We start from the raw sequence: 23,455 nt of genomic DNA, 5'->3' as shown, positions 1-23,455 counted from the left end.
AACGGGCACGAAAACTTTTCACATCTTCGATCGTGTTTTGCCATCGGAATTGCACAAATGCGCAAACTTTCGGGCGGTCTCGACCACGACGTTGTCCTCGCCCGGCACCGCCGAACGCACCGCCGATGGCATCGGTCGGCGCGCGATGCGATCGCCCGACGCGCGCTCATGCCCCACGCCACGACCTGCCCAACGCGGATGCATGAGCGCGGCGAAGCGCGCGCACGACGCGACGGCGCGTCCGTTTTCCGTCACGTGCGGATAACGATGGCGACATCGAACCCGCACATGTGCCAACCGCCCGGCACGATGTCCGGTGCCGGTGCCGGTGATCGTCGGTCGACGCAGGCGCCGGCGAACCTGCCACTGGCTGTTGGTCGGTGGTCCCCGGGAACAGGGGGGGGTGTGGGATGCCGGCCAGCGGCCGGCACGACCGGGTTTTTCGGTGCGCACCGGCCAACCGCCTGGGGCAACGCACTCGCGTGCTTGTGCAGACCGCCGTCCCGAAGACGGGCGGCGAACCAAAAAAAAACGGCCGCTCAAGGCGGCCGTTTCTTCAACCCGACGACGTTCAGTGCTCGTCGTCTTCCAGCAGCTCGGCGTATTCGTCCGGGCCCAGCAGGTCGTTCAACTCGTCGTTGGCGGTGAACTCCACCACGTAGATCCAGCCTTCGCCGTAGGCGTCTTCGTTGATCGTCTCCGGCTTGTCAGACAGCGCCGAATTCACTTCCACCACCGTACCGGTGATCGGGCTGTACACGTCCGAGGCGGCCTTCACCGACTCCACCACGGCCGCCTGCTGGCCCGCCTTCACTTCGTCGCCCACCGCCGGCAGCTCGACGTACACCAGGTCGCCGAGCAGGCCCTGGGCGTGGTCGGAAATACCGACGGTGACGCGACCGTTGCCTTCGACACGTGCCCACTCATGGGACTTGAGGAATTTGAGGTCGCCGGGGATCTCGCTCATGGGACTGCTCCAAGGAATTTCAGGGGTCGGGAAACGGGGGTAGTGTAACCAGCGGCGACCAGCCCTCACAGGCCGGCGCCACGAAAAAAATCAGGCCTCGACCAGCACGCCCGGCTGGGCCTGGCCTTCGCGCACGAACGGGAACTTCACCACCCGCACCGGCACCTGCTTGCCGCGGATGTCCACGTGCACCTGGCCCAGCTCGCCGGCCGGCACCCGCGCGAAGGCGATGCCCTTGCCCAGCGTGGGCGAGAACGTGCCCGACAGGATCTCGCCCTGGCCGCTGGCGGTCAGCACCGCCTGGCCATGACGCAGCACGCCCTTCTCGTCCATCACCAGGCCGATCATCTGGCGCGCGTCGCCGGCCGCCTTCTGCGCCTCCAGCACGTCGCGGCCGATGAACGCGCGGCCCTCGTCCAGCGCCACCGTCCAGGCCAGTGCCGCCTCGTAGGGCGTGATCGCCTCGTCCATGTCCTGGCCGTAGAGGTTCATGCCCGCCTCCAGGCGCAGCGTGTCGCGCGCGCCCAGCCCGGCCGGCCGTACGCCCGCGGCCGCCAGCGCGTTCCAGAACCCCACCACGGCCGTCTGCGGCAGCAGGATCTCGAACCCGTCCTCACCGGTGTAGCCGGTGCGCGCCACGAACAGCGCGGTGCCCTCGGCGGTGGTGGTCTCCAGCGCGGCAAAACGGCCCAGCTTCTCCAGCGCGGCGCGATCGCCCTCGCCCAGCAGGCCGATCACGCGGGCACGGGCGGTCGGGCCCTGCACCGCGATGATGGCCAGGTCTTCGCGCTCGATCACTTCCACGTCGAAGGCGGTGGCCTGCTCGCGGATCCAGGCCAGGTCCTTTTCGCGGGTGGAGGCGTTGACCACCATGCGGAAGAAATCGTCGGCCATGTAATAGACGATCAGGTCGTCGATCACCCCGCCCTGCGCATTGAGCATGCACGAGTACAGCGCCTTGCCGGTGGCCTTGAGCTTGTCCACCGAGTTGGCCAGCAGCGTGCGCAGGAACGGCTTGACCTGTGCACCGCGCAGATCGACCACGGTCATGTGGCTGACGTCGAACATGCCCGCATCGCTGCGCACCAGGTGGTGCTCGTCCAGCTGCGAACCGTAGTGGATGGGCATGTCCCAGCCACCGAAATCGACCATCTTGGCGCCGAGCGCACGGTGGGTGTCGTTGAGAAGCGTCTTCTGGGTCATGACCGGTTTCCGGGGGAATGAAGGCAAGACGCGCATTATCCCAGAACCGTCTTCACAACGCCTGCGGCGTTGCGTCACCCCGGCCATTCGCGTGCGACGCGACCCCGCTCAGGCTGGTTGCACCTTCAACGTCATGCCCGCCACCGCCACTACGCGCACCGCGCTGCCGGCCGGCAGCTCGGGGCCATCCACCACCCAGAAGGCATCGTCGATCCTGGCCCGCCCCTTGCCGGCGATGATGGCCTGGTCCAGGGTCACCACCCGGCCGATCAACTGCTCGGCCCGCCGGTTCAGCAACGGCGCATCGCTCTGCCGGTCGCGCCCGCGTCCCCAGCGCCGGTAGCACTGGATGGACACCACCGACAGCAGCACGAAGGCCACCACCTGCCATAGCAGCGGGATGTCGCCGAACACCGCGACCAGCACGAACACCGCCGCCGCGCCGATGCCGATCCACAGCATGAACGCGCCCGGCGCCAGCGCTTCGGCGGCGAACAGCAGCAGCGCCAGCGCGCCCCAGCCGACCACTTCCCAGCGCATGTCAGCCCCCCACCCGCGGCGGCACCGCGCGCGTGGGCTTCTTTTCTTCCTGCCTGGCGAACGCTTCGCGGGCCAGCTCGGCCACGCCGGCGATGGAGCCGATCACGCCGCTGGCCTCCATCGGCATCAGCACCAGCTTCTGGTTGGGCGAGGTGGCCAGTTCCTTGAACGCCTCCACGTACTTCTGCGCGATGAAGTAGTTGATCGCCTGCACATCGCCCTGGGCGATCGCCTCGGACACCATCCGGGTGGCCTTGGCCTCCGCCTCGGCCTGGCGTTCGCGCGCCTCGGCATCGCGGAAGGCGGCCTCCTTGCGGCCTTCGGCCTCCAGCACGGTGGCCTGCTTCTCGCCCTCGGCGCGCAGGATCTCCGACTGCCGCGAGCCCTCCGCCTCCAGGATCTGCGCGCGCTTCTCGCGCTCGGCCTTCATCTGCCGGGCCATGGCATCGAGCAGGTCGCGCGGCGGCTGGATGTCGCGGATCTCGATGCGGTTGACCTTCACCCCCCACGGGTTGGTGGCATGGTCCACCACGCTGAGCAGCTTGGCGTTGATCACCTCGCGCTGGCTGAGCGATTCATCCAGGTCCATCGAGCCGATCACGGTGCGGATGTTGGTCTGCACCAGCGCGATCATGGCCACCTCCAGGATCGCCACCTCGTAGGCCGCCTTGGCCGCGTCCAGCACCTGGAAGAACACCACCCCGTCCACGCGCACCGCCGCGTTGTCCTTGGTGATGACCTCCTGCCCGGGCACGTCCAGCACCTGCTCCATCATGTTCACCTTGCGCCCGACGCCATACACGATGGGGATCAGGAAATGCAGGCCGGGCGACATGGTGTGGGTGTAGCGGCCGAAGCGCTCCACCGTCCATTCATAGCCCTGCGGCACCATGCGCACCGCCTTGAACAGGATCACCACGGCGACCAGCGCCAGGACCAGCGAGAACAATGCAGTTGGAAACATCACGGACTCCTTGATACGTCATGCCCATCCAGGGGCGAAAGCAGTGGGGCGATGGCGCGCCGGCTCAGAGCCGGATCCGCCCGCAGAGGATGTCCCAGAACATCACCCAGTCGCCAGCGAAGGAATAGAAGGGATGCCTGAAGGTGGCCGGGCGGTTCTTCTCGAAGAAGAAGTGGCCGACCCAGGCGAACCCGTAGCCGCAGCCCAGGGCGGCCAGCAGCCAGCCGGGTTGGCCGCGCACGATCGCGAAGGCCACCAGCAGCAGCACCCCGCAGCTGCCGGCGAAATGCAGCCGGCGCGACACCGTGTTGCGGTGCTCGTCCAGGTAGAACGGATAGAACTCGCGGAAGCTGGCGAAGCGGGACATCGTGCGCCCTGCAGGACCGGATGGGCGCAGCATAGCGCGTGCGGCCGCGTTCGTGCCGGGGCCGGTTGCCGCCGCCGGCGGTGCGTCTCAGGCGCTGCGCGGGGCGAACATGATGACCATCATCCCGGCCAGGCACAGGCCGACGCCGAGCAGGTCCCAGCGGCTGGGGCGGATGCCATCGACCGCCCACAACCACAGCAGCGCGGTGCCGATATAGACCCCGCCGTAGGCCGCGTACACGCGCCCGCTGGCGGCCGGGTGCAGGGTCAGCAGCCAGGCGAACAGGGCCAGGCTGGCGGCCGCCGGCAGCAGCAGCCAGGCACTGCCGTCCTTGCGCAGCCACAGCCACGGCAGGTAGCAGCCGAGGATCTCGGCCAGCGCGGTGGCCATGAACAGCAGCAGCGTTTTCACGGCTTGGCTTCGTCGGCCTTGGCCTGTTGCCAGAGCTGTTCCTGCGCGTCCAGGTCGAGCCCGGCCAGGGTCTGCCCGGCGGCATCGGCCTGCGCTTCCATCGCGCGGAAGCGGCGCTCGAACTTGTGGTTGGCCTGGCGCAGCGCCGCGCCGACATCCACCCGGGCATGCCGCGCCAGGTTGGCGCAGACGAACAGCAGGTCGCCCAGTTCCTCCTGCAGCCGCGCGTGGTTGTCCGCCACCGGGCCGCGTGCGAACTCGGCCGCCACCTCGTCCAGTTCTTCGCGCACCTTGTCCATCACCGGCGCCGGGCCGGGCCAGTCGAAGCCGACGCGGGCGGCGCGGGCCTGCAGCTTCACCGCACGCTGCCACTCGGGCAGCCCGCGCGCGATGCCAGCCAGGGCCGAGGTATCGGCATGGCCCCTGGCCGTGCGTTCGGCCTGCTTGATCGCGTCCCAGTTGGCCGTGACCGCCTCGGCGCCCTCGACCTGCGCCTGGGCGAACACGTGCGGGTGGCGGCGCTGCATCTTGTCGCTGATCGAGCGGGCGACGTCGGCAAACCCGAAGGCCTGCTGCTCGCTGGCCATCTGCGCGTGGAAGACCACCTGCAGCAGCAGGTCGCCCAGTTCATCCTGCAGGTCGTGCAGGTCGCCACGGTCGATGGCGTCGGCCACCTCGTAGGCTTCTTCCACCGTGTACGGGGCGATGCTGGCGAAGTCCTGCTGCAGGTCCCACGGGCAGCCATGCTGCGGATCGCGCAGGCGCGCCATGATGGCCAGCAGGCGGTCCAGTTCGGCGGTGGGTGACGTGCTGGGTGACATCGCAGGTTCCTTGGCCGTCATGCGGGCGGCAACCAGTCCCGCCACGGCAGGCGGGTATCGCCGAGGGCCACGAAATCGCCATTGAGCAGGCTTTCGCGGCGGTTGTAGCGGAAGGGCTTGCCGGTGGCCGCCGACAACACCGCGCCACCGGCGGCGTGCAGCACGCATTGGCCGGCGGCGGTGTCCCATTCGGCGGTCGGCCCCAGCCGCGGATAGACATCCAGGGTGCCTTCGGCGAGCCGGCAGAACTTGAGCGAGGAGCCCTGCGCGACCAGCTCGATGGGGCCCATCCGATCCAGCAGCGCCTGGGTCTGCGCGCTGCGGTGGGAGCGGCTGGCGGCTACCTTGAGCGGCGCGGTGGCCGGGGTGCGGGTGCGCAGCACCGAGTCGTGCATGCCGTGCCGGCGGTAGGCCAGCTCGCCGCGCATGGCGTGCCAGGCGATCCCGCTGACCGGGGCCAGGACCACGCCGAAGGCCGGCGCGCCCTGGTAGATCAGCGCGATGTTGACGCTGAACTCGTCGTTGCGCTTGACGAACTCGCGGGTGCCATCCAACGGATCGACCAGCCAGTAGGCGCCCCAGTGCTGGCGCACCTCCCAGGGCACGTGTGCCGATTCCTCGGAGAGGATCGGCAGGTCCGGGGTGAGCTGCTGCAGGCCGCGTTCGATCACCTGGTTGGCGGCGAGGTCGGCGGCGGTCAGCGGGCTGTGGTCGGCCTTGATCTCCACCTCGAAGGGCGTGGCGTACACGGCCATGATCGCCGCGGCCGCGTCCTGGGCGATGGCGATGACGGTTTCGCGCAGGTCGGTGGTGAGTTTGATCATGCCCCGCGGCCCAGCCACTGCCGGGCGATGAACAGGGCGGCCAGCGAACGGCCTTCGGAGAAGTCCTCGCGCAGCATCAGCTGGTCCAGGTCGGCCAGCTTCCACGGCACCACCTCCAGCTCTTCCGGCTCGTCGCCGGGCAGGCGCTCGGGATACAGGTCGCGGGCCACCACCAGCCAGGACTGGTGGCTCATGTAGGTGGGGGCCAGGGTCATGGCACGCAGCACGTCCAGGCGGCGGGCGCCGTAGCCGGCCTCTTCCTTGAGTTCGCGGTCGGCGGCCTGCTCGGGGCTTTCGCCGGCGTCGATGCGGCCCTTGACCAGGCCCAGTTCGTAGCGGTGCATGCCGGCGGCATACTCGCGCACCAGCAGCACGGTCTCCTCATCCAGCATCGGCACCACCACCACCGCGCCATGGCCATGGCTGACCAGGCGCTCGAAACGGCGGCGCTCGCCGTTGGAGAACTCCAGGTCCAGATGCTGGCGCTGGAACGGGCCGCTCTGCTCGTCCGTGATGGCGTGGATGATGGGCAGGCGACGACTCATGCGAGCATCTCTAGAATGGGTGCTGGTGAAAACGTCTTCATGAGCCCGAAATGCTAGCAGACCCAGCCCCCCTGACGCTGGCCGACCAGTGGCGCCATCGCGACCTGGCCGTGCTGTGGCACCCGTGCACGCAGATGCGCGAGCACCCGGACACCCTGCCGTTGCTGCCGATTGCCCGGGGTGAAGGCCCCTGGCTGATCGATCACGACGGCCGCCGCTACCTGGATGCGGTGAGCAGCTGGTGGACCAATCTGTTCGGCCATGCGCAACCGCGCATCGGCGCGGCCATCGCCGCCCAGGCCACCCAGCTGGAGCAGGTGATGCTGGCCGGGTTCAGCCACGAGCCGGCGGTGCTGCTGGCCGAGCGCCTGCTGGCGATCGCCCCGCGCCAGGCCGGGCGCGACCCGCTGGCCAAGGTCTTCTACGCCGACAACGGCTCGGCCGGGGTGGAGGTGGCGCTGAAGATGGCCTTCCACTATTTCCGCAACCGCGGCGAGACCCATCGCACCCGCTTCGTGGCGCTGGAGAACGGCTACCACGGCGAGACGCTGGGGGCGCTGTCGGTGGGCGACATCCCGCTGTATCGCCGCGTGTACGCCCCGCTGCTGAGCGAGGCGCTGTTCGCGCCCTCGCCCGACGCCTACCTGGCCGAACCGGGCCAGAGCGCGGCCCAGCGCGCACACCAGGCCGCCGACGCGCTGGCCACCCTGTTCGACCAGCACCCGGGCGAGATCTGCGCGGTGATCCTGGAACCGCGCCTGCAATGCGCCGGCGGCATGCGCATGCACGACCCGGTCTACCTGCAGCGCGCCCGTGCGCTGTGCGATGCCAACGGTGCCTTCCTGATCGCCGATGAGATCGCCACCGGCTTCGGCCGCACCGGCACCATGTTCGCCTGCGAGCAGGCCGGGGTGATGCCGGACCTGCTGTGCCTGTCCAAGGGCCTGACCGGTGGTTTCCTGCCGTTGTCGGCGGTGCTGGCCACCCAGGCGCTGTACGACGCCTTCCTGGACGACTCGCGCGAGCGCGCCTTCCTGCATTCGCACAGCTACACCGGCAACCCGCTGGCCTGCGCGGCCGCGCTGGCCACGCTGGACATCTTCGCCGGCGAGGACGTGATCGCGCGCAACCGCAGCACCGCCGAGGTGATGCGTGCGCTGGCCGCGCCCTTCCACGACCACCCGCACGTGGCCGACGTGCGCCAGGCCGGCATGGTGGTGGCCTTCGAACTGACCCGCAACGGCGACAAGCGCACGCCCTTCCCCGCCGCGGCGCGGGTGGGGCTGCATGCCTATACCGCCGCGCTGAAGCGTGGGGTGGTGCTGCGGCCGCTGGGCAACGTGCTGTACTGGATGCCGCCGTACTGCGTGAAAGACGAACACCTGGACCTGTTGGCCCAGACCACCCTGGCCGCGATCGAGGAGGCCGTTGCATGCGCGTGACTCGTTGCCATGTTCCCCACCCGCTGGCGGTGGGCCAGACCCTGTCCCTGCCCGAGGACGCGGCCAACCACCTGGTGCGGGTGATGCGCCTGCGCGAGGGCGAAGGCTGCGTGCTGTTCAATGGCGATGGCCAGGACTACACCGCCACGCTGGTGGCAGCGACCAAGCGCGAGGCCCAGGTGCGCATCGAGGCGGCGCTGGCGGTGGACAACGAGTCGCCGCTGCACATCACCCTGCTGCAGGGCATCGCGCGCGGGGAGAAGATGGACCTGATCCTGCAGAAGGCCACCGAACTGGGCGTGGCGGCGATCGTGCCGGTCAACGCCGAACGCACCGAAGTGAAGCTGGACGCGGCACGGGCGGAGAAGCGCCTGGCGCACTGGCACAGCGTGGTGGTCTCGGCCTGCGGGCAATCCGGGCGCGCGCGGGTGCCGGCGGTGGCCGCGCCGCGTGCCGTGCAGGAGGCGGCGCTGGCGATGCCGGCCGACGCGCTCAAGCTCACCCTGGACCCGCTGGGCGAACACCGGCTGTCCACGCTGCCGGCGGCGCCGGGCGGGGTGGTGATCGCAATCGGGCCCGAAGGCGGCTGGTCGCCGCGCGACCGCATGGCCCTGGCCAACGCCGGCTTCCAGGGCTTGCAGCTGGGGCCGCGCATCCTGCGCACCGAAACCGCCGGGCTGGCCGCCATCGCGGCGGTGCAGGCGCGGTTGGGCGACCTGGGCTGAGCGGCGACGGTAACCACGCATGGCGGGGCTCTACCGGCGGGCGAAATCGTGTGCGCCAGCACAGCAGCAAGCATCGGGTGGAACAGCCCCCTTGAGTCAAGGGGGCGCGCCGCCAGGCGCGGGGATCTGGAGGCATATGGCGCGGGGGGCCCGCGATCTGCGCAGCAGATCGTGGGGAGGTGTCGCGAACGCGACGACTCACCCCGCGACGGGGTAGGCCTCGTCCAGCGCCGATTCCAGCGCATCCAGGTCGGGCAGCAGCGCGCTCTGTTCGCCCAGCAGCACGCGCATGTGCACGCCCTGCGGCAGGGTTTCCTCGGAGGCGTCGGCCAGCAGGCCATCGCGCGGCACCGAGATCAGCTGCGGGAAGGTCTGGGTGAGCAGGGCGAAATACGGCCGGCGCGCATTGCCGCCCAGTGCCTTGAGCACCACCACCTTGTTGGTGGCGCTGACCGCCTCCTCGCCCAGCCCGGACAGGCGCGCGAAGGACAGCAGCGGCACGTCCCAGCCGTGCCAGGCGATCTGGCCGACCAGCCAGGCCGGCGTATCGGGCACGGCCTGCACGGCCACCTTGGACATCATTTCGGCCACGGTGGCATTGGGCAGCAGCACGCGTTCGTGCCCGGCCTGGATCAATACCCCGCGGATTTCGTCGTTGCTGGCGTAACTCATGGCGTGATTCCTGGAAAAGGGGCGGCGCGGGCGCTTACTCGGCCACGCCCCAACGATCGACGATGCGTTCGGCCAGCTGCGGCGGCTCGCCCGCGTCCATGCCGGCGGCGACCACGGCATTGGCGGCGGTGGGGTCGTAGCACCCCTCCCCGACCTGCCCGGCCACCCACGCGCCCTCGGCCGCCAGCCCCAGCACCGATTCCACCTGGCTGGCATCGGCACCACTGAGCAGCACCACCGCGCTGTGCGCGGCCGGCAGCGTGCCGACCTGCACGCCCTGCGCATCGGCGTTGAAATACAGGCCGCCCTGGCGCAGGGCCAGGCCGACGTCATCGGGCAGGATGTAGGCGTTGCCGGCCTGGACCGGCTGTTCGGCTTCGGCCAGCAGCACCGGCAGCGCCGACACGCGCGCCATCTGCTTGACCAGGTTGCCGTAACGGCCACCATCCAGGCGCATGTGCACCAGCACCGGCGTGGCCAGCCCGGCCGGCAGCGAGGCCAGCAGGCGGCGCAGCGCATCCGGGCCGCCGATGCCGGCCAGCACCAGCACCGCACCGGCGGCGGCACCGTCGGCAGGGCGCTCGGCCTCCAGCTCGACCAGCGACAGGCGCGCGGTGTCGAAATCGCCCGACGGCGCGGCCGGCGCGCTTGCCGGCGCAGGCGCGGCCGGGGCGGCGGCATCATCGTCCACCAGCGACCAGCTGCTGTGATCGCCCAGCGGCACCGGCGGCGGTGCCATCGGCGGCGGCGCGGCCGGTGGTGCGGCGGCCGGCGGCTGCAGGGCGGCCAGCGCCTCTTCCAGCGACATCGGTTCGCCGCGCGTCTCCGGCGCCGGGTACAGGCCGTCGGCCGGCACATCGCCGGCGGCATCGAACGCCTCGCGCACGTGGAACTCCAGCGGGGCATCGGCGTGCAACTGTGCCGGCGTGGTCGGCAGGCCCGGTTCGGGCTGCAGCAGGCCGTCCTGTTCCGAGCCTGGCGGCAGCACGTCCAGGTGGCCTTGCAGCTTGGCCACCAGGTGCCGTGCCCAGCGCTGCGCTTCCCAGCCCTCGCGACGCGCGGCCAGTTCGGCCTCGTCGAAGATCAGGGTCAGCGACGGCGAGGCCAGCACCGGGTCGAGCCGTTCCAGCGCGTCTTCGATGGCCGGCTCCAGCGCGATCAGCACCGCACCCGGCGCGGCGTCGCGCAGTGCCTGCAGCTCCAGCGTGTTGGGGTCTTCTTCCAGCACCAGGGTGGCACCGGCCTGGCCGAGCGCCTCGCGCAGCCGATCGCGGGCCGGACCGACCCGCGCCAGCAGCGCTACGGACAACAGCGTAGGCAGGTCATTCGCGGACACGGGCGATCCCCAGCAGGTCGTACACGTTTCGCATCAGGTCCAGTTCCTGGTAAGGCTTGCCCAGGTAACGCTGGACGCCGATTTCGAAGGCGCGCTGACGGTGCTTGTCGCCGCTGCGCGAGGTGATCATCACGATCGGGACATCCTTGTAACGCGGATCGGCCCGCATCGCGGTGGCCAGTTCATAGCCATCCATGCGCGGCATTTCGATATCCAGCAGCATCAGGTCGGGCACGCGCTCTTCCAGGCGCTCCAGCGCTTCGATGCCGTCGCGGGCGACGGTGACTTCGAAGTTGTGGCGCTCCAGGATGCGGCCGGTGACCTTGCGCATGGTCAGAGAATCGTCGACCACCATCACCACCGGCGCCTCGCGGTCGCTGACCTGGGTGGCCTCGGCGATCGGCTTGTGCGGGTTGGCGATGAAGCGGCGGACCAGCGGGGCCACGTCGAGGATGACCACGACCCGGCCATCGCCGGTGATGGTGGCACCGTAGATGCCCGGCACCGAGGCGATCTGCAGGCCGACCGGCTTGACCACGATTTCGCGGTTGCCCAGCACCTGGTCGATGGCCACGGCCACGCGCAGGTCGCCGGCACGCACCAGCAGCAGCGGCACCTGGGCCTGGCCTTCGGCGCGAGCCTGGGCCTGGCCGATCAGCGTGCCCAGATCGTGCAGCGCGAACTCCTCGCCACCGTAGTGGTAGCCGCCGTTGGCGGTTTCAAAGCGCTCGCGGGAGATCCGGCCGATACCACTGACCGAGGCCACCGGCACGGCGAAGGTGGTGTCGCCGATCTGCACGAACACCGCCTGGGTGACCGCCAGCGTCTGCGGCAGGCGCAGGGTGAAGGTGACGCCCTGGCCGCGCACCGAGTGGATGTCCACCGAGCCGCCGAGCTGGCGCACTTCGTTGTGCACCACGTCCATGCCCACGCCACGCCCGGCCAGCTGGCTGACCTGGTCGGCGGTGCTGAACCCGGGCGAGAAGATCATCGCGTCCAGTTCGGCGTCGCCAAGCGTTGCATCGGCCTGTACCAGGCCACGCTGCTCGGCGCGGCGACGGATCGCCTCGCGGTCCAGCCCGGCGCCGTCATCGGCCACTTCCAGCACGATTTCCGAGCCTTCGCGGCGCAGGCGGATGGCGATCTCGCCTTCTTCCGGCTTGCCGGCGGCGCGGCGCTGCTCCGGGGTCTCCAAGCCATGGGCGACCGAGTTGCGCAGCATGTGTTCCAGCGGCGCGACCATGCGGTCGAGCACGTTGCGGTCCAGTTCGCCGTGGGTCCCTTCCAGGGTGACGTGGACCTGCTTGCCGGTGTCCTGGCCAGCCTGGCGAACCACGCGGCGCAGGCGCGGCACCAGGCCGTCGAAGGGCACCATGCGCGCGCGCATCAGGCCGTCCTGCAGCTCCGAGCTGACGCGCGACTGCTGTTGCAGCAGCACGTCGTACTGGCGCGACAGGTCGTCCAGCACGCCCTGCAGGCCGCTCAAGTCGGCCGCCGATTCGTTCAGCGCACGGCTCAGCTGCTGCAGCGTGGAGAAGCGGTCCAGTTCGAGCGGATCGAACTTGTGGTCGGCCTGGTCCTGCTCGCGCTGGTAACGGGCGACGATCTGCGCTTCGGTTTCCAGGTCCAGGCGGCGCAGCTGGTCGCGCAGACGCGCATTGGTGCGGTCCAGTTCGCCCATGGCGCCGCGGAAGGCACCGAGCTGCTGTTCCAGGCGCGAGCGGTAGATCGCCACTTCACCGGCGTGGTTGACCAGGCGGTCCAGCAGGTCGGCGCGCACACGCACCTGTTCCTGCTGCGGCCGGGCCAGGCTGTCTTCCTCGGCGCTGGCTTCCAGCGGCACCGGGGCGGACAACGGCGCGGCGGCGACGGTCGTGTCGACCGCGCCCACCGGGGCGGTGTCGACCGGCGCGGCGGCAGCGTCGTCCACCTGCGGCTCGATGCGGCCCTGGGTGCGTTGTTCGAACGCACCGATCAGGTCCTCGGGCATGACCACGCTGCGGTGCTGGCCGGTGCGGGTCAGCATCTGGTGCAGGCGATCGAAACCACGCTCCAGCAACTGCACGTCGCTGCGATCGATGTCGGTCCGGTTGGCCGCGACGGCTTCCAGCAGCGATTCGATGCCGTGGCCGAGGTCGCCGATCGGGTTGATCCCGGCCATGCGCGCGCCCCCCTTGAGGGTGTGCAGGTCACGCTGCAGGCCGGCGATGACCTCGCGGTCGTTCGGGGCCGCGCGCAGCTCGCTGATCAGGCCATCGCAATGGTCGAGCAGGTCCTTGCCTTCCTCCACGAAGATATCGACCAGCTCCTGGTCGAGCACGCTGAAGTCCAGCGCATCGGCGCTGTCTTCCTCGGCCTCGTCCACCGCCTCGGCGGGTGCCGGTGCGGCCGCCGCGGCGAGCGCGGCGCTGACGATGTCGGCGGCATGGCCGGCGGTGGCCGGCGTCTGCGGGGCGTCTTCCAGTTCGAAGAACGGGGTCGGCGCCTCGTGCGCGGCATCGTTGGCGGCGTCGGCGAAGGCGTCGGCCTCCTCGCGCTGGTCCTGGCGATCGTAGCCAGCATCCAGGCCGAGCACGTTGTCGTTGTCGTCGGCGTCCGCAGCTGGCAGGCCATCGATGACGGTCAGGCCGTCGTCCAGGGCCTGCTGCTCGTCCACCGGTTCGCCGAAGGCCGGCGGCGGCGGGAGCGCGTCGTCCAGGGCATCGGCCGTGGCATCGAGGTCGGCGTCGGCATCCACGTCGGTGGCGTGGCGCTCAGCGTCGGCGTCCACGTCGGTGGCGGCGATGGTCGGCGCGGCCGCTTCCGGCGTGGTGGCGGGCGCGTTGTCGTCGGCCGGGTCGAAGAAGCGCGACAGGTCCTCGGCGCCGGTCAGCTCGACCGCCTCCAGGCCCTCCGGCGCATCGGCGGTCGGGGCGGCGATCACCTCCTCGGCCGATGCGTCGTGGACCGGCTGCAGGTGGACCGTGTCGACGTCCAGCGAGGCCAGTTCGATCGCCTCGAAGCGGGCGTGGTCCTCGGCCTCGGCCTCAGCGCTGGCCTCGGCGCTGGCCTCGGCGCTGGCCTCGGCATTGCCGGCATCCCCCGGTGCCGCCGACAGTGCATGCACCGGCAGGTCGGCATCGAAGTAGGCCGACAGGTCATCGCTGTCGGTGAGGTCGGCGTGGGTATCGCCGGCGGCGGCGGTCTCGGCGTGGGCGGGTTCGATGGTGCTGGCGGGTTCGATGGCGTCGGTCGCTTCGACGGCGCCAGTCTCTTCGACAGCGTCGGTCGCTTCAACGGCGCCGGTCGCTTCCGCAGCGTCCTCGGCGTCGACGAACTCCACAGCCTCGAACGCTTCAATCGTTTCAGCGGGCTCGGCAACGTTCGTCAACGCGTCGGCGTCGGTCGCCTCGGTGGGCGTCACTGCGTCGACCGCATCGATCGCGTCCACGCTGTCGACCACGGCCACCGTCTCGAATGCCTCGACCGCGTCCGTCGCTTCAATGGCGTCAACCGCGTCAGCGCCCTCGCCTGCCACCGCGTCCGGCGCGATCACCGACAGGTCATCGGCCTCGATCTCGGCCTGCTGCAGGCGGGCATCGGCGCTGTCGTCCAGGCGGGCATAACCGTCCTGGGCGTCGCCGTCGGCCACGTCGGCCACCTCGATGGCGTCCTCGTCCTGGTCCAGCTCGTCGTCGGCAACCAGCGCCGGCCAACGGGCCTCGGGCAGGGTGTCGGCCAATGCCTGCAGGCGCGCGGCGAGCGCGGCCTGCACGGGGATGCGCGGGGCCTCGGCCTGCAGCGCGTCCATGGTGGCAGTGATCGCCTCGGCGGTCGCCGACAGAGCCTGGATGCCCTCGACATCGGGGGTGGCATCGGCGGCCAGCGAACGCTTGATGTAGCTTTCGGCGCCACCGGTGACGGCGGTGATCTCCGGCACGTCGGTCATGGCGAAGGCGCCATTCATGGTGTGCACCGCGCGCAGCAGCGCGTCGGTGACCGGCTGGGGTGCCACGCTGGCATCGCGCAGCCAGGCCTGCAACGTCGCCTGGTGGGTGTCCACTTCGGCTTCGAGGATCTCGCGCAGCACTTCGTCGATGTTGGCCGGCGTGCCGGTGGGTTCGGCCACGGGCATGGCTGCCTCGGTGGCGGCCTCCGCCGGGGTCGCGTCCACGGTTTCCACCACCGGGGCCGGCGCGGCCACGACCGGGGTCGCACGCTGCAGCGGCACGTGGAAGGTTTCCTCACCGGCCGCCACGCGGTCGGCAATGGCCTGCATGGCCTGCAGGTCGGCGGTCACCCGCCCGTCGCCGCGCAGTGCGGCGTTGAGTTGCGGCAGCACCTCGTAGGCCTGGGTGACCATGGCGACCACCGCCGGCGTGGCCGGGCGCGAGCCGTCGAGCACGCGGTTGAGCATGCCCTCGACCTTCCAGCTGAACTCGCCCAGGGTACGCGCGCCGACCAGGCGGCCGCTGCCCTTCAGGGTGTGGAACACGCGACGGATCGGCCGCAGCCGGTCCATGTTGTCCGGCGCGGCGCGCCAGACGGGCAGCAGGTTGCCCAGGTTGACCAGTTCCTCGTCGAACTCTTCGATGAAGACTTCGCGGATGTCCTGGTCGATGTTCTCGCCGTCGTCCTCGAAGCCGGCCTCGATGCTCTCGGCCACCTCCTCCGCGCTGGCCTCGGCCGGCGCGGCGACCGGCGGCAGTGTGCTGAACTGCGCCGCGGCGGCATCCAGCTCGGCCAGGAACCGGGCCGACTCGTCGTCCAGCTCGATCTTGCCGATCACCGCCGCATGCACGCCGGTGCTGCTGTGGGTGACGACCGGGGACGGGTCTTCGACCGCCGCATCACGGGCGTCGACCGCCTCGACCGCCTCGAAGGCCTCGATGGCCTCGATGGTTTCAACGTTGTCTTCGGACGTTGCATCCTGCGGCGCCTCGACCGGCGCGATCGCCGCCTCGGCGTGCGCGTCGAACGCGGCGACCGGCGGCGCGTCTTGCGCTGCGTCCGGCGTCGCCGCAACGGCCACGACCGGCTCGACTGCCTCCGCTGCAGGCGCCGCGAATGCCTCGATCGCCTCAACCTCGGCCGCCTGAACCGGCGCCGCGTCGAGCATCTCGACCACGCCGACGTCCACCTGCATCGGCACGTCTTCCATCTGCAGCGACAGCACGTCGCCGGCGTTGTGCAGCGGTGCGTCGAAGGTGAACTCGATCGGCGCGTCGCTGATCTCCAGCGCGTCGTGCTCGGCCGCCACCGGGTCGAAGCCACCGGCGAAGCTCGCCGGCGCGCTCACCAACGGGGCATCCGGTTCGGCGGCCGCGTGCGCGGCGTCGGCGGCGTCCAGTGCATCGAGCGCATCCAGCGCCACGTGCATCGGCGGCACCGCGTCCCAACGGGTGGCATGGCTGTCTTCGGCGATCACCGGGTCGAAATGCGCAAAACCGGCGCTGGGCGCGTCGCGCTCGGCCGAATCGGCCAGCGTCCACTGCGTGCTTTCCGGCGCGGTCGCGGTGGAGGCGGCGAACACCAGCGCCGGGGCCTCGGTGGCCGGCGTCAGCGGTTCGAAGGTGAAATCCGGCAGGGCCGGCGGCACGCTGCCCGGCGCGGGCGCGGCAGGCGTCACGCCCACCTCGACCAGGTCGGCCGAGGGCGCTTCCCACGGGGCAAGCTCGATGGCTTCGGGCGCCACCGGCAGCGCTTCGGCGCTGGCGTCGGCGGCGGCGGCATGCGCATCCGGCAGCGGCCAGTAGCGCAGCGTTTCCAGGCTGGTGCGGGTGATGTCGAGGATTTCCTCGCGGCCCGGGCGGCGTTCGCGCAGGGCTTCCAGGTAGTACTCCAGGCTGGCCATGGCGTCGGCCAGGGTGTCCAGCTGGCGACCGCTGGGCACGCGCTGGCGGCCGATCAGCTCCACCGCGATGTACTGGCGCACGCCCTGCAGGTAGTCGGCCGGGGTGGCCAGGTCCAGCATGCGCAGCGCGCCGGACACCTCACCCAGCAGGCGCGGCACTTCCTGCAGCTGCTGGTGGTTCCAGTTGGTTTCGATGAAGGCGACGAAATGCTCGCGGGCGGCGGCGAAATTGGCGATCGCCTCGTGCGCCAGCACTTCCACCGTGCGCCGGCTTTCCGCCGCGCTCGGGTCGTCCTCGCCACTGCCGCCGGCGCCCAGGTGGGCGACCTGGTCGTCCAGCGATGCATCCACGTACAGCAGCGCGCCGGCGATATCCAGCAGCAGGCCTTCGTCGATCTGCTGCTGGCCATCGACCACGCCGCGCAACGCATCGCGCTGCTGCACGACCACGCCGCGGGCCACGCCCAGGCCCATCATGCCGAGCGTATCGGCGACCGCGCCCAGATCGTTGACCTGGGTCTGCAGATGCACCGGCTCGCCGCCGGTGCGCAGGTGCAGGTCCAGCGCGTCCTTGATCCGCAGCAGTTCTTCCTTGACCGCGTTGCCCACGGTGTCCAGCAGCTCGCGGTTGCGGCCGCTCAGGCTGCCGCGCGCATGGTCCAGCTCGGCCTCGGTGGCGCTGACGCTGTCCGGGGCGAAGGCGAACAGCACGCTTTCATTGATGCCCGGCGCGGCGCGTGCCGAGCGGATGTCGTTAAGCAGCGGCAGCAGCACGATCGGAATGTCGCGGTGGCCGTTCTGCAGGCGCTCCAGGTAATCGGGCAGCAGCACGCTGCCGCGCATCAGCGTGGCGCAGGCTTCGTCGCGGTCGGGCACCTGGCCGGCGCCGATGGCGTTGGCCAGCTGCTCCAGCTCCTCGGCCACCATCGCCGGGGCGTACAGCTCGACCATGCGCAAGGTGCCCTGCACCTGGTGCAGGTACCCGGCGCAGAAGCGCATGCGGCTGCCGTCGGCAGGGTCTTCCACGTAGTACTCGACCTCGTTGCGCACCTGGCGCAGGGTCTCGTCCAGCTCCGGCTTCACCCAGCCCAGGGCAGCGTGGCTCATGGCATCGCGCAGCGTGCTCATGCCGGAACTCCCGGCAGGGGGGCGCGCGTGTCGTGCAATTGCGTCTGGCGATGCATCATCTGCTGATTCCTTCCCTCTCCGCCCTGCCCGCGGCTCACGCCGGCAGCTTGAAGTCGGCAACCGAGCGGCGCAGGTCGGCCGCCAGCTGTGCCAAATGGCCGATCGACTCGGCGGTCTGTCCCGCGCCCTGCGAGGTCTGGCCGGTAATCTGACGAATCACGCCCATGGTGCGGGTGATGTCCGAAGCGGCCGACGACTGCTGCTGGGCGGCGATCGAGATGTTCTTGATGAGGTTGTTGAGCGCGTTGGACACGCGTTCGATTTCGGTCAGTGCGGTACCGGCATCCTCGGCCAGGCGCGCACCGGACACCACCTCGGCGGTGGTCTGCTCCATCGAGCTGACCGCTTCGTTGGTATCGGCCTGAATCGCCTGGACCAGGCCTTCGATGCGTCGGGTCGCACCGGAGGTGCGTTCTGCCAGGCGCTGCACTTCGTCGGCCACCACGGCGAAACCGCGACCGGCCTCACCGGCCGATGCCGCCTGCACCGCGGCGTTCAACGCCAGGATGTTGGTCTGCTCGGAAATGTCGTTGATCAGTTCCACGATCGAGCCGATTTCCTGCGAGGACTCGCCCAGGCGCTTGATGCGCTTGGAGGTTTCCTGGATCTGGTCGCGGATCTGGTCCATGCCCTGGATGGTCTCGCGGACCACGCCGGCGCCTTCGGCGGCGATCACCACCGAGCGCTGGGCCACGTCGGCCGACTCGGCCGAGTTGCGCGACACCTGTTCGATGCTCGAGGCGATTTCGCCGATGCGGTCGGAGGCCGAGGTGATCTGGTTGGCCTGGTGGCCGGCCGCTTCGGCCAGCTGCATGGCCGTGGCCTGGGTTTCCTGGGTGGACAGCGCGACCTTGGCCGAGGTGTCGTTGATGGTGGTCACCAGGTGGCGCAGTTCGTCCACGGCGTAGTTGATGGCGTCGGCGATCGCGCCGGTCATGTCCTCGGTCACCGAGGCCTTGACCGTCAGGTCGCCTTCACCCAGCGAGCTGATTTCATCCAGCAGCCGCATGATGGCCTGCTGGTTGCGGCTGTTGAACTCCACCTGGGTCTGGTAACGCAGGTCCTGTTCGCGCGAGCGGCTGCGCACGGTGCTGCTGACGAAGCCGATGATGGCCACCAGCGACAGCGCGCCGGAAATCACGCCCAGCCAGAAGTTGGGGAACAGGCGCGTATCGCGCACCGAGCCGAACGAGGAGAAGGCCTCGAACAGCTTCTTGCTGTCATCCAGCATCTTGGTCGCGCCGCCGGTCAGGGCCGCGGCCGAGGACTGCGCCGAGAACAACTGGCGCGAGCTGGCCAGGATCGCGTCGGCGTCCTTCTTCATGGTGTCCCACTGCTTCTGGGACTGCTCCAGCGCCGCCAGGGCGCCGGCATTGCGGACCGGGGCGATGCCCAGTTCCTCGTTGCCGTTGCGCAGCGCGTCCAGCACCTGGGTGAACACCACCGAGTCGCGGGCCAGCGCATCGCCGGCCGCGGCGGCATTGGCACCGCCGGCGCGCATTTCGGTCACGCGGCGGGCCATCGAGCCCACCACCACCACCTGCTGCAGGGCGTTGTACACCTGCGAGGCGGGTGCGCCGCCGGCCGACATCGCGCGCACCACTTCGTTGAGCTGGGCCTGCAGGGCAGGCACGCCATTGACGAAGTTGTTGGCGTTGCCGGCCAGGGCCAGCACCGCCGGCTCGCTGGCCACCAGCTGGGCCGCGCTCTTGCCGAGCGGCTCCCAGGTCTGGCTGAGCTGGTTGAGCGGCCCGGACACGTTGGCTTCGCTGCCATAGCGGCCCTGCAGGCTGCTCACGGTGCTTTCGATGCGGGTCTTGGTGTCCTTGAACGCGGTGAAGGCCTGCGCGTTGCCCGACACCGCCTCACGGCCCTGGTTGGCCAGCTGCTGGGACAACACCTGCAGGTCGGCCGCGCCGGTGCTGGCACCGGCCAGGCGACTGCCCTGCCAGGTGGCCACGCCGGTGTTGACGCCAAACACGATCATCGACAGGGCCAGCAGGCCCAGCCAGAAATTGGTTCCCACCGATCCGAGCTTGCCGGCCTTGGCGGTATCCGAAGGAGTACTCATCGTTCAACCTCGATCTTCACTACGGTGAGACGGACAGCAGCGCTCAGGCTGCGGCCTGCCTGAATTCGGGGGTACGCGACAACAGCGAGAGCGAGAACACGCCCCAGTCGTGGCCGTCGCCGTGGAAGGCGCGGTCGATGAAATGCGCATAGCGGCCACTGGCCAGGTCCCCGGCCACGATGTCCTGGTCCTGCTCGAAGCTGCGCTGGCCAAACAGTTCATCGATGGTCAGGGCCACGTCGCCGCCGGCCTGGCGCATGATCAGCACGCGCTGGCCTTCCTGCTGCACGGTGCGCTCGCCTTCCAGGAAGTACTTCAGGTCCACCACCGGGAACAGGTTGCCGCGCAGGTTGCCCACGCCCAGCAGCCACGGCTGTGCGCCGGGCACCGGGGTGATCGGCGGCATCGGCACGATTTCCACCACTTCCCGGAAGTCCGAGACCAGGTGGCGCTTGCCCACGCGATACCCGACGCCACGCCACAGGTCCTGCGCGAATTGCCGCTCGGGCAGCTGCACGGCATGGGCCAGGCTGCGCCGTTCGTAGGCTTCGAGGATGTCGAAAGGAGAACGCATCAGACCACCAACTGGTTGATCCGCGCGATCAGTTCCTCCTCGCGCGGTGGCTTGACGATGTAGTCGGCGGCCCCCTGGCGCAGCCCCCACGCCTTGTCGGTTTCCATCGCCTTGGTGCTGACGATGACCACCGGGATGTGCTTGGTTGCCGCATCGCGCGCCATGGCACGGGTGGCCTGGAAACCGCTCATGCCCGGCAGCACCACGTCCATGAGGACCAGGTGCGGGGCCTTCTCGCGGACGAGCACCAGCCCGTCCTCGGCGTTGTCCGCTTCGAGAACCTCATGCCCGGCCTTGGTCAACCATTGCGTGAACACCGCACGGTCGGTCGGTGAATCCTCGATCAGAACGATTCGAGCCATTGTGCCTTTCCCCCCTGGTCAGGCGTTTACGTATGTGCGGATGGCACCCAGCAGTTCTTCACGCGTGAAAGGCTTGGTCAGGTACTGCTCCGAGCCCACGATGCGCCCGCGCGCCTTGTCGAACAGGCCGTCCTTGGAGGACAGCATGATCACCGGAGTGGACTTGAACAGCTGGTTTCCCTTGATCAACGCGCAGGTCTGATACCCGTCCAGACGCGGCATCATGATGTCCACGAAGATGATCTGCGGCTGTTGGTCGGCAATCTTGGCCAACGCCTCGAAACCATCGGTCGCGGTCACCACCTCGCAGCCTTCGCGCTTGAGTAGTGTTTCCGCGGTCCTGCGAATGGTCTTCGAATCATCGATGACCATGACCCTGAGCCCTGCGAGTTCCCCACCCGCAGCCATGTTTTCAGTCATTACCTTTCCCCGAGCGCGCGACGCTTCTGCTTTGGTCCGGCGCCGCTGCGAAAGCGTATCTATATCGCACTTCCGGCGCAGGCTTCAAGCGCCATCACTTCAGCCAAGCCGCAGCCGCCCCGGCGCCGGCCGGAAGCGGCGGATTTGCGCAAACCCGGGCGCCCGCCGGACGCTGCGTTGCACCCCGCCGGGGCAGGCAGGCGGGCGCCGTTGCGGCTACCATCATCGCCCTGCCCGCCAGGTTGCGACCATGCCGTTGAACGTCATCGTGGTGATGGACCCCATCGCCCACATCAAGATTGCCAAGGACACCACCTTCGCCATGCTGCTGGAAGCCCAGCGCCGTGGCCACGCCCTGCACTACGTCAGCCCCGGTGGGCTGGCCCTGCGCGACGGCCAGGCCGTGGCCCGCACCGCGCCGCTGCAGGTGCGCGAGGACAAGGCTGACTGGTTCACCCTGGGCGAGTTCAGCCAGACCGTGTTCGGCCCCGGCCAGGTCGTGCTGATGCGCAAGGACCCGCCGGTGGATGCCGAATTCATCTACGACACCCACGTGCTGAGCGTGGCCCAGCAGGCCGGCGCGCTGGTGGTCAACGACCCGCAGGGGCTGCGCGACTTCAACGAGAAGCTGGCCGCCCTGCTGTTCCCGCAGTGCTGCCCGCCGACCCTGGTGAGCCGCCGCAACGCCGACCTGAAGGCCTTCGTGCTCGAACACGGCCAGGCCGTGCTCAAGCCGCTGGACGGCATGGGCGGGCGCTCGATCTTCCGCAGCGGCACCGGCGACCCCAACCTCAACGTGATCCTGGAAACCCTCACCGACGGCGAGCGCACGCTGGCCCTGGCGCAGAAGTTCATCCCGGACATCACCGCCGGCGACAAGCGCATCCTGCTGGTGGACGGCGAGCCGGTGGACTACTGCCTGGCCCGGATCCCGCAGGGCGACGAGTTCCGCGGCAACCTGGCCGCCGGTGGCCGTGGCGAAGGCCGCCCGCTGAGCGAGCGTGACCGCTGGATCGCCGCCCAGGTCGGGCCGGAGATGAAGCGGCGCGGCATGCGCTTCGTCGGCCTGGACGTGATCGGCGACTACCTGACCGAGGTCAACGTCACCAGCCCCACCTGCGTGCGCGAGCTGGATGCGCAGTTCGGGCTGAACATCGCCGGCACCCTTTTCGACGCGATCGAGGCCGGCCTGCCGCGATGAATGCGACGGTCGACCCGCTGCTGCCGATGCAGGGACGCGAATCCCAGCGCCTGGGCGCGACCCTGGCGCTGTCGCTGCTGGTGCACGCGCTGCTGATCCTGGGGGTGGGCTTTGCGGTCAGCGACAAGGCCGCGCTGATGCCCACCCTGGATGTGATCTTCAGCCAGACCCAGACCCCGCTCACGCCCAGGCAGGCCGATTTCCTGGCCCAGGCCAACCAGCAGGGCGGTGGCGACCACGACAAGGCCCTGCGTCCGCGCGACAACCAGGCCGGGATCGTGCCGCAGCCGCAGGCCGGGCTGTCGCCGGTGCCGCAGCAGCGCCAGGACGCGGCCAGCCCGCCGCCGCCCCAGGCGCGCGTGGTGACCAGCCGCAACAGCACCGAGCAGGTGGCCAGCGCGCAGCCGCAGCCGCTGCCCGAGCACCCGTTGCCGGAGGCGCCGTTGAACGCGCGCGAGCAGCGCGATGCGGAAATGGCGCGGCTGGCCGCCGAGGTGCACCTGCGCTCGGCGCAGTACGCCAAGCGCCCGAACCGCAAGTTCGTCTCGGCCAGCACCCGGGAATACGCCTACGCCAATTACCTGCGGGCCTGGGTGGACCGGGCAGAACGCGTGGGCAACCTCAATTATCCCGACGAGGCGCGCCAGCGTCGCCTGGGGGGCCAGGTGGTGATCACCGTGGGCGTGCGCCGCGACGGCAGCGTGGAAAGCGCGCGGATCCTGCGCAGCAGCGGCACCCCGTTGCTGGACGAGGCCGCCCTGCGCGTGGTCCGCCTGGCCCAGCCGTTCCCGCCCCTGCCCAAGACCGACGACGGCGTGGAGATCCTGCAGGTCACCCGCACCTGGGCCTTCCTGCCCGGCGGCTCGCTGCGCGACGACCGGTGATGGATTGCTGATTGCGGTGGGGGCAGCCACCCATGGGGTGGCTCTACCCCGGGTGGTCGCGGGGTGTCGGGCTGCGGGGGCTTGACGGTGGGTGCTGCCACCCAT

The 23,455-nt window shown here is 69.9% G+C and carries 21 protein-coding genes; 4 read left to right on the top strand and 17 right to left on the bottom strand.

Translation table 11 applies throughout. The features are described 5' to 3' along the window. Positions 1 to 18: 18 nt before the first annotated feature. From RSA25_RS10590 to nudE, 10 genes are all read right to left on the bottom strand, one after another. Positions 19 to 453 (bottom strand): hypothetical protein, encoded by a 435-nt coding sequence (locus tag RSA25_RS10590; RefSeq protein WP_332808852.1) that lies wholly within the window; start codon positions 451 to 453, stop codon positions 19 to 21. Between the two features lie 118 nt (positions 454 to 571). Further along, the gene (gene gcvH / locus RSA25_RS10585) at positions 572 to 967 is read right to left on the bottom strand and encodes a glycine cleavage system protein GcvH (protein ID WP_332808851.1); all 396 of its coding nucleotides are present in this window, start codon (positions 965 to 967) and stop codon (positions 572 to 574) included. A 90-nt stretch (positions 968 to 1,057) separates the two neighbouring features. Next, positions 1,058 to 2,170, bottom strand: a complete 1,113-nt coding sequence (gene gcvT / locus RSA25_RS10580) for a glycine cleavage system aminomethyltransferase GcvT (RefSeq protein ID WP_332808850.1) — start codon at positions 2,168 to 2,170, stop codon at positions 1,058 to 1,060. 108 nt (positions 2,171 to 2,278) lie between these two features. After that, entirely contained in the window at positions 2,279 to 2,710 is a 432-nt protein-coding gene (locus RSA25_RS10575) for an NfeD family protein (protein ID WP_332808849.1), read from the bottom strand. 1 nt (position 2,711) lies between these two features. Further along, a complete protein-coding gene (locus tag RSA25_RS10570; protein ID WP_332808848.1) occupies positions 2,712 to 3,674 on the bottom strand; it encodes an SPFH domain-containing protein in 963 nt (320 codons plus the stop codon). Between the two features lie 64 nt (positions 3,675 to 3,738). Then, positions 3,739 to 4,041, bottom strand: coding sequence for a DUF962 domain-containing protein (locus tag RSA25_RS10565; RefSeq protein ID WP_332808847.1), 303 nt, complete (start codon positions 4,039 to 4,041; stop codon positions 3,739 to 3,741). Between the two features lie 87 nt (positions 4,042 to 4,128). Next, positions 4,129 to 4,452 (bottom strand): YnfA family protein, encoded by a 324-nt coding sequence (locus tag RSA25_RS10560; RefSeq protein WP_332808846.1) that lies wholly within the window; start codon positions 4,450 to 4,452, stop codon positions 4,129 to 4,131. After that, positions 4,449 to 5,294: a nucleoside triphosphate pyrophosphohydrolase gene (gene mazG, locus RSA25_RS10555; protein WP_332808845.1), complete on the bottom strand. Its 846-nt coding sequence runs from the start codon at positions 5,292 to 5,294 to the stop codon at positions 4,449 to 4,451. The genes RSA25_RS10560 and mazG overlap by 4 nt, the downstream gene beginning before the upstream one ends. Further along, positions 5,291 to 6,097 (bottom strand): 3'(2'),5'-bisphosphate nucleotidase CysQ, encoded by an 807-nt coding sequence (cysQ, locus tag RSA25_RS10550; RefSeq protein WP_332808844.1) that lies wholly within the window; start codon positions 6,095 to 6,097, stop codon positions 5,291 to 5,293. Before cysQ ends, mazG begins: the two co-directional genes overlap by 4 nt. Then, the gene (gene nudE / locus RSA25_RS10545; protein ID WP_332808843.1) at positions 6,094 to 6,642 is read right to left on the bottom strand and encodes an ADP compounds hydrolase NudE; all 549 of its coding nucleotides are present in this window, start codon (positions 6,640 to 6,642) and stop codon (positions 6,094 to 6,096) included. The genes cysQ and nudE overlap by 4 nt, the downstream gene beginning before the upstream one ends. A 50-nt stretch (positions 6,643 to 6,692) precedes the next feature. Between nudE and bioA the strand changes: the two genes are divergently transcribed. Together bioA and RSA25_RS10535 are read left to right on the top strand one after the other, a co-directional pair. Beyond that, a complete protein-coding gene (bioA, locus tag RSA25_RS10540) occupies positions 6,693 to 8,084 on the top strand; it encodes an adenosylmethionine--8-amino-7-oxononanoate transaminase (RefSeq protein ID WP_332808842.1) in 1,392 nt (463 codons plus the stop codon). Further along, on the top strand, positions 8,075 to 8,809 hold the full coding sequence (locus RSA25_RS10535; RefSeq protein WP_332808841.1) for a 16S rRNA (uracil(1498)-N(3))-methyltransferase: 735 nt from the start codon (positions 8,075 to 8,077) through the stop codon (positions 8,807 to 8,809). Before bioA ends, RSA25_RS10535 begins: the two co-directional genes overlap by 10 nt. Before the next feature lie 198 nt (positions 8,810 to 9,007). Here RSA25_RS10535 and RSA25_RS10530 read toward each other — a convergent pair whose 3' ends face one another. The 7 genes from RSA25_RS10530 to pilG all read right to left on the bottom strand — a co-directional run bounded on the left by RSA25_RS10530 (position 9,008) and on the right by pilG (position 21,265). After that, complete coding sequence (locus RSA25_RS10530; protein ID WP_332808840.1) at positions 9,008 to 9,481, bottom strand: chemotaxis protein CheW; 474 nt, start codon at positions 9,479 to 9,481, stop codon at positions 9,008 to 9,010. 34 nt (positions 9,482 to 9,515) lie between these two features. Next, positions 9,516 to 10,817 (bottom strand): chemotaxis protein CheB, encoded by a 1,302-nt coding sequence (locus tag RSA25_RS10525; protein ID WP_332808839.1) that lies wholly within the window; start codon positions 10,815 to 10,817, stop codon positions 9,516 to 9,518. Next, entirely contained in the window at positions 10,804 to 17,778 is a 6,975-nt protein-coding gene (locus tag RSA25_RS10520) for an Hpt domain-containing protein (RefSeq protein ID WP_332808838.1), read from the bottom strand. Before RSA25_RS10520 ends, RSA25_RS10525 begins: the two co-directional genes overlap by 14 nt. 94 nt (positions 17,779 to 17,872) lie before the next feature. Beyond that, on the bottom strand, positions 17,873 to 19,909 hold the full coding sequence (locus RSA25_RS10515) for a methyl-accepting chemotaxis protein (RefSeq protein ID WP_332808837.1): 2,037 nt from the start codon (positions 19,907 to 19,909) through the stop codon (positions 17,873 to 17,875). Positions 19,910 to 19,952: 43 nt separating this feature from the next. Then, positions 19,953 to 20,483 (bottom strand): chemotaxis protein CheW, encoded by a 531-nt coding sequence (locus RSA25_RS10510; protein WP_332808836.1) that lies wholly within the window; start codon positions 20,481 to 20,483, stop codon positions 19,953 to 19,955. Next, positions 20,483 to 20,845: a response regulator gene (locus RSA25_RS10505; RefSeq protein ID WP_332808835.1), complete on the bottom strand. Its 363-nt coding sequence runs from the start codon at positions 20,843 to 20,845 to the stop codon at positions 20,483 to 20,485. The genes RSA25_RS10510 and RSA25_RS10505 overlap by 1 nt, the downstream gene beginning before the upstream one ends. Before the next feature lie 18 nt (positions 20,846 to 20,863). Next, positions 20,864 to 21,265, bottom strand: coding sequence for a twitching motility response regulator PilG (gene pilG / locus RSA25_RS10500; RefSeq protein WP_017356958.1), 402 nt, complete (start codon positions 21,263 to 21,265; stop codon positions 20,864 to 20,866). A gap of 250 nt (positions 21,266 to 21,515) precedes the next feature. On the opposite strand from pilG, the gene gshB reads away from it, so the two are divergent. Together gshB and RSA25_RS10490 are read left to right on the top strand one after the other, a co-directional pair. Next, positions 21,516 to 22,466 (top strand): glutathione synthase, encoded by a 951-nt coding sequence (gene gshB, locus RSA25_RS10495; RefSeq protein ID WP_259206289.1) that lies wholly within the window; start codon positions 21,516 to 21,518, stop codon positions 22,464 to 22,466. Then, positions 22,463 to 23,350, top strand: a complete 888-nt coding sequence (locus tag RSA25_RS10490; RefSeq protein WP_332808834.1) for an energy transducer TonB — start codon at positions 22,463 to 22,465, stop codon at positions 23,348 to 23,350. Before gshB ends, RSA25_RS10490 begins: the two co-directional genes overlap by 4 nt. Positions 23,351 to 23,455 lie beyond the last annotated feature (105 nt).

The sequence above is a fragment of the Stenotrophomonas sp. genome, from assembly GCF_036662295.1.
In the GTDB taxonomy this organism is placed as follows: Bacteria; Pseudomonadota; Gammaproteobacteria; order Xanthomonadales; family Xanthomonadaceae; genus Stenotrophomonas.
Note: the sequence above shows the minus strand (reverse complement) of the source record. Positions and strands in the feature narration are given on the sequence as shown.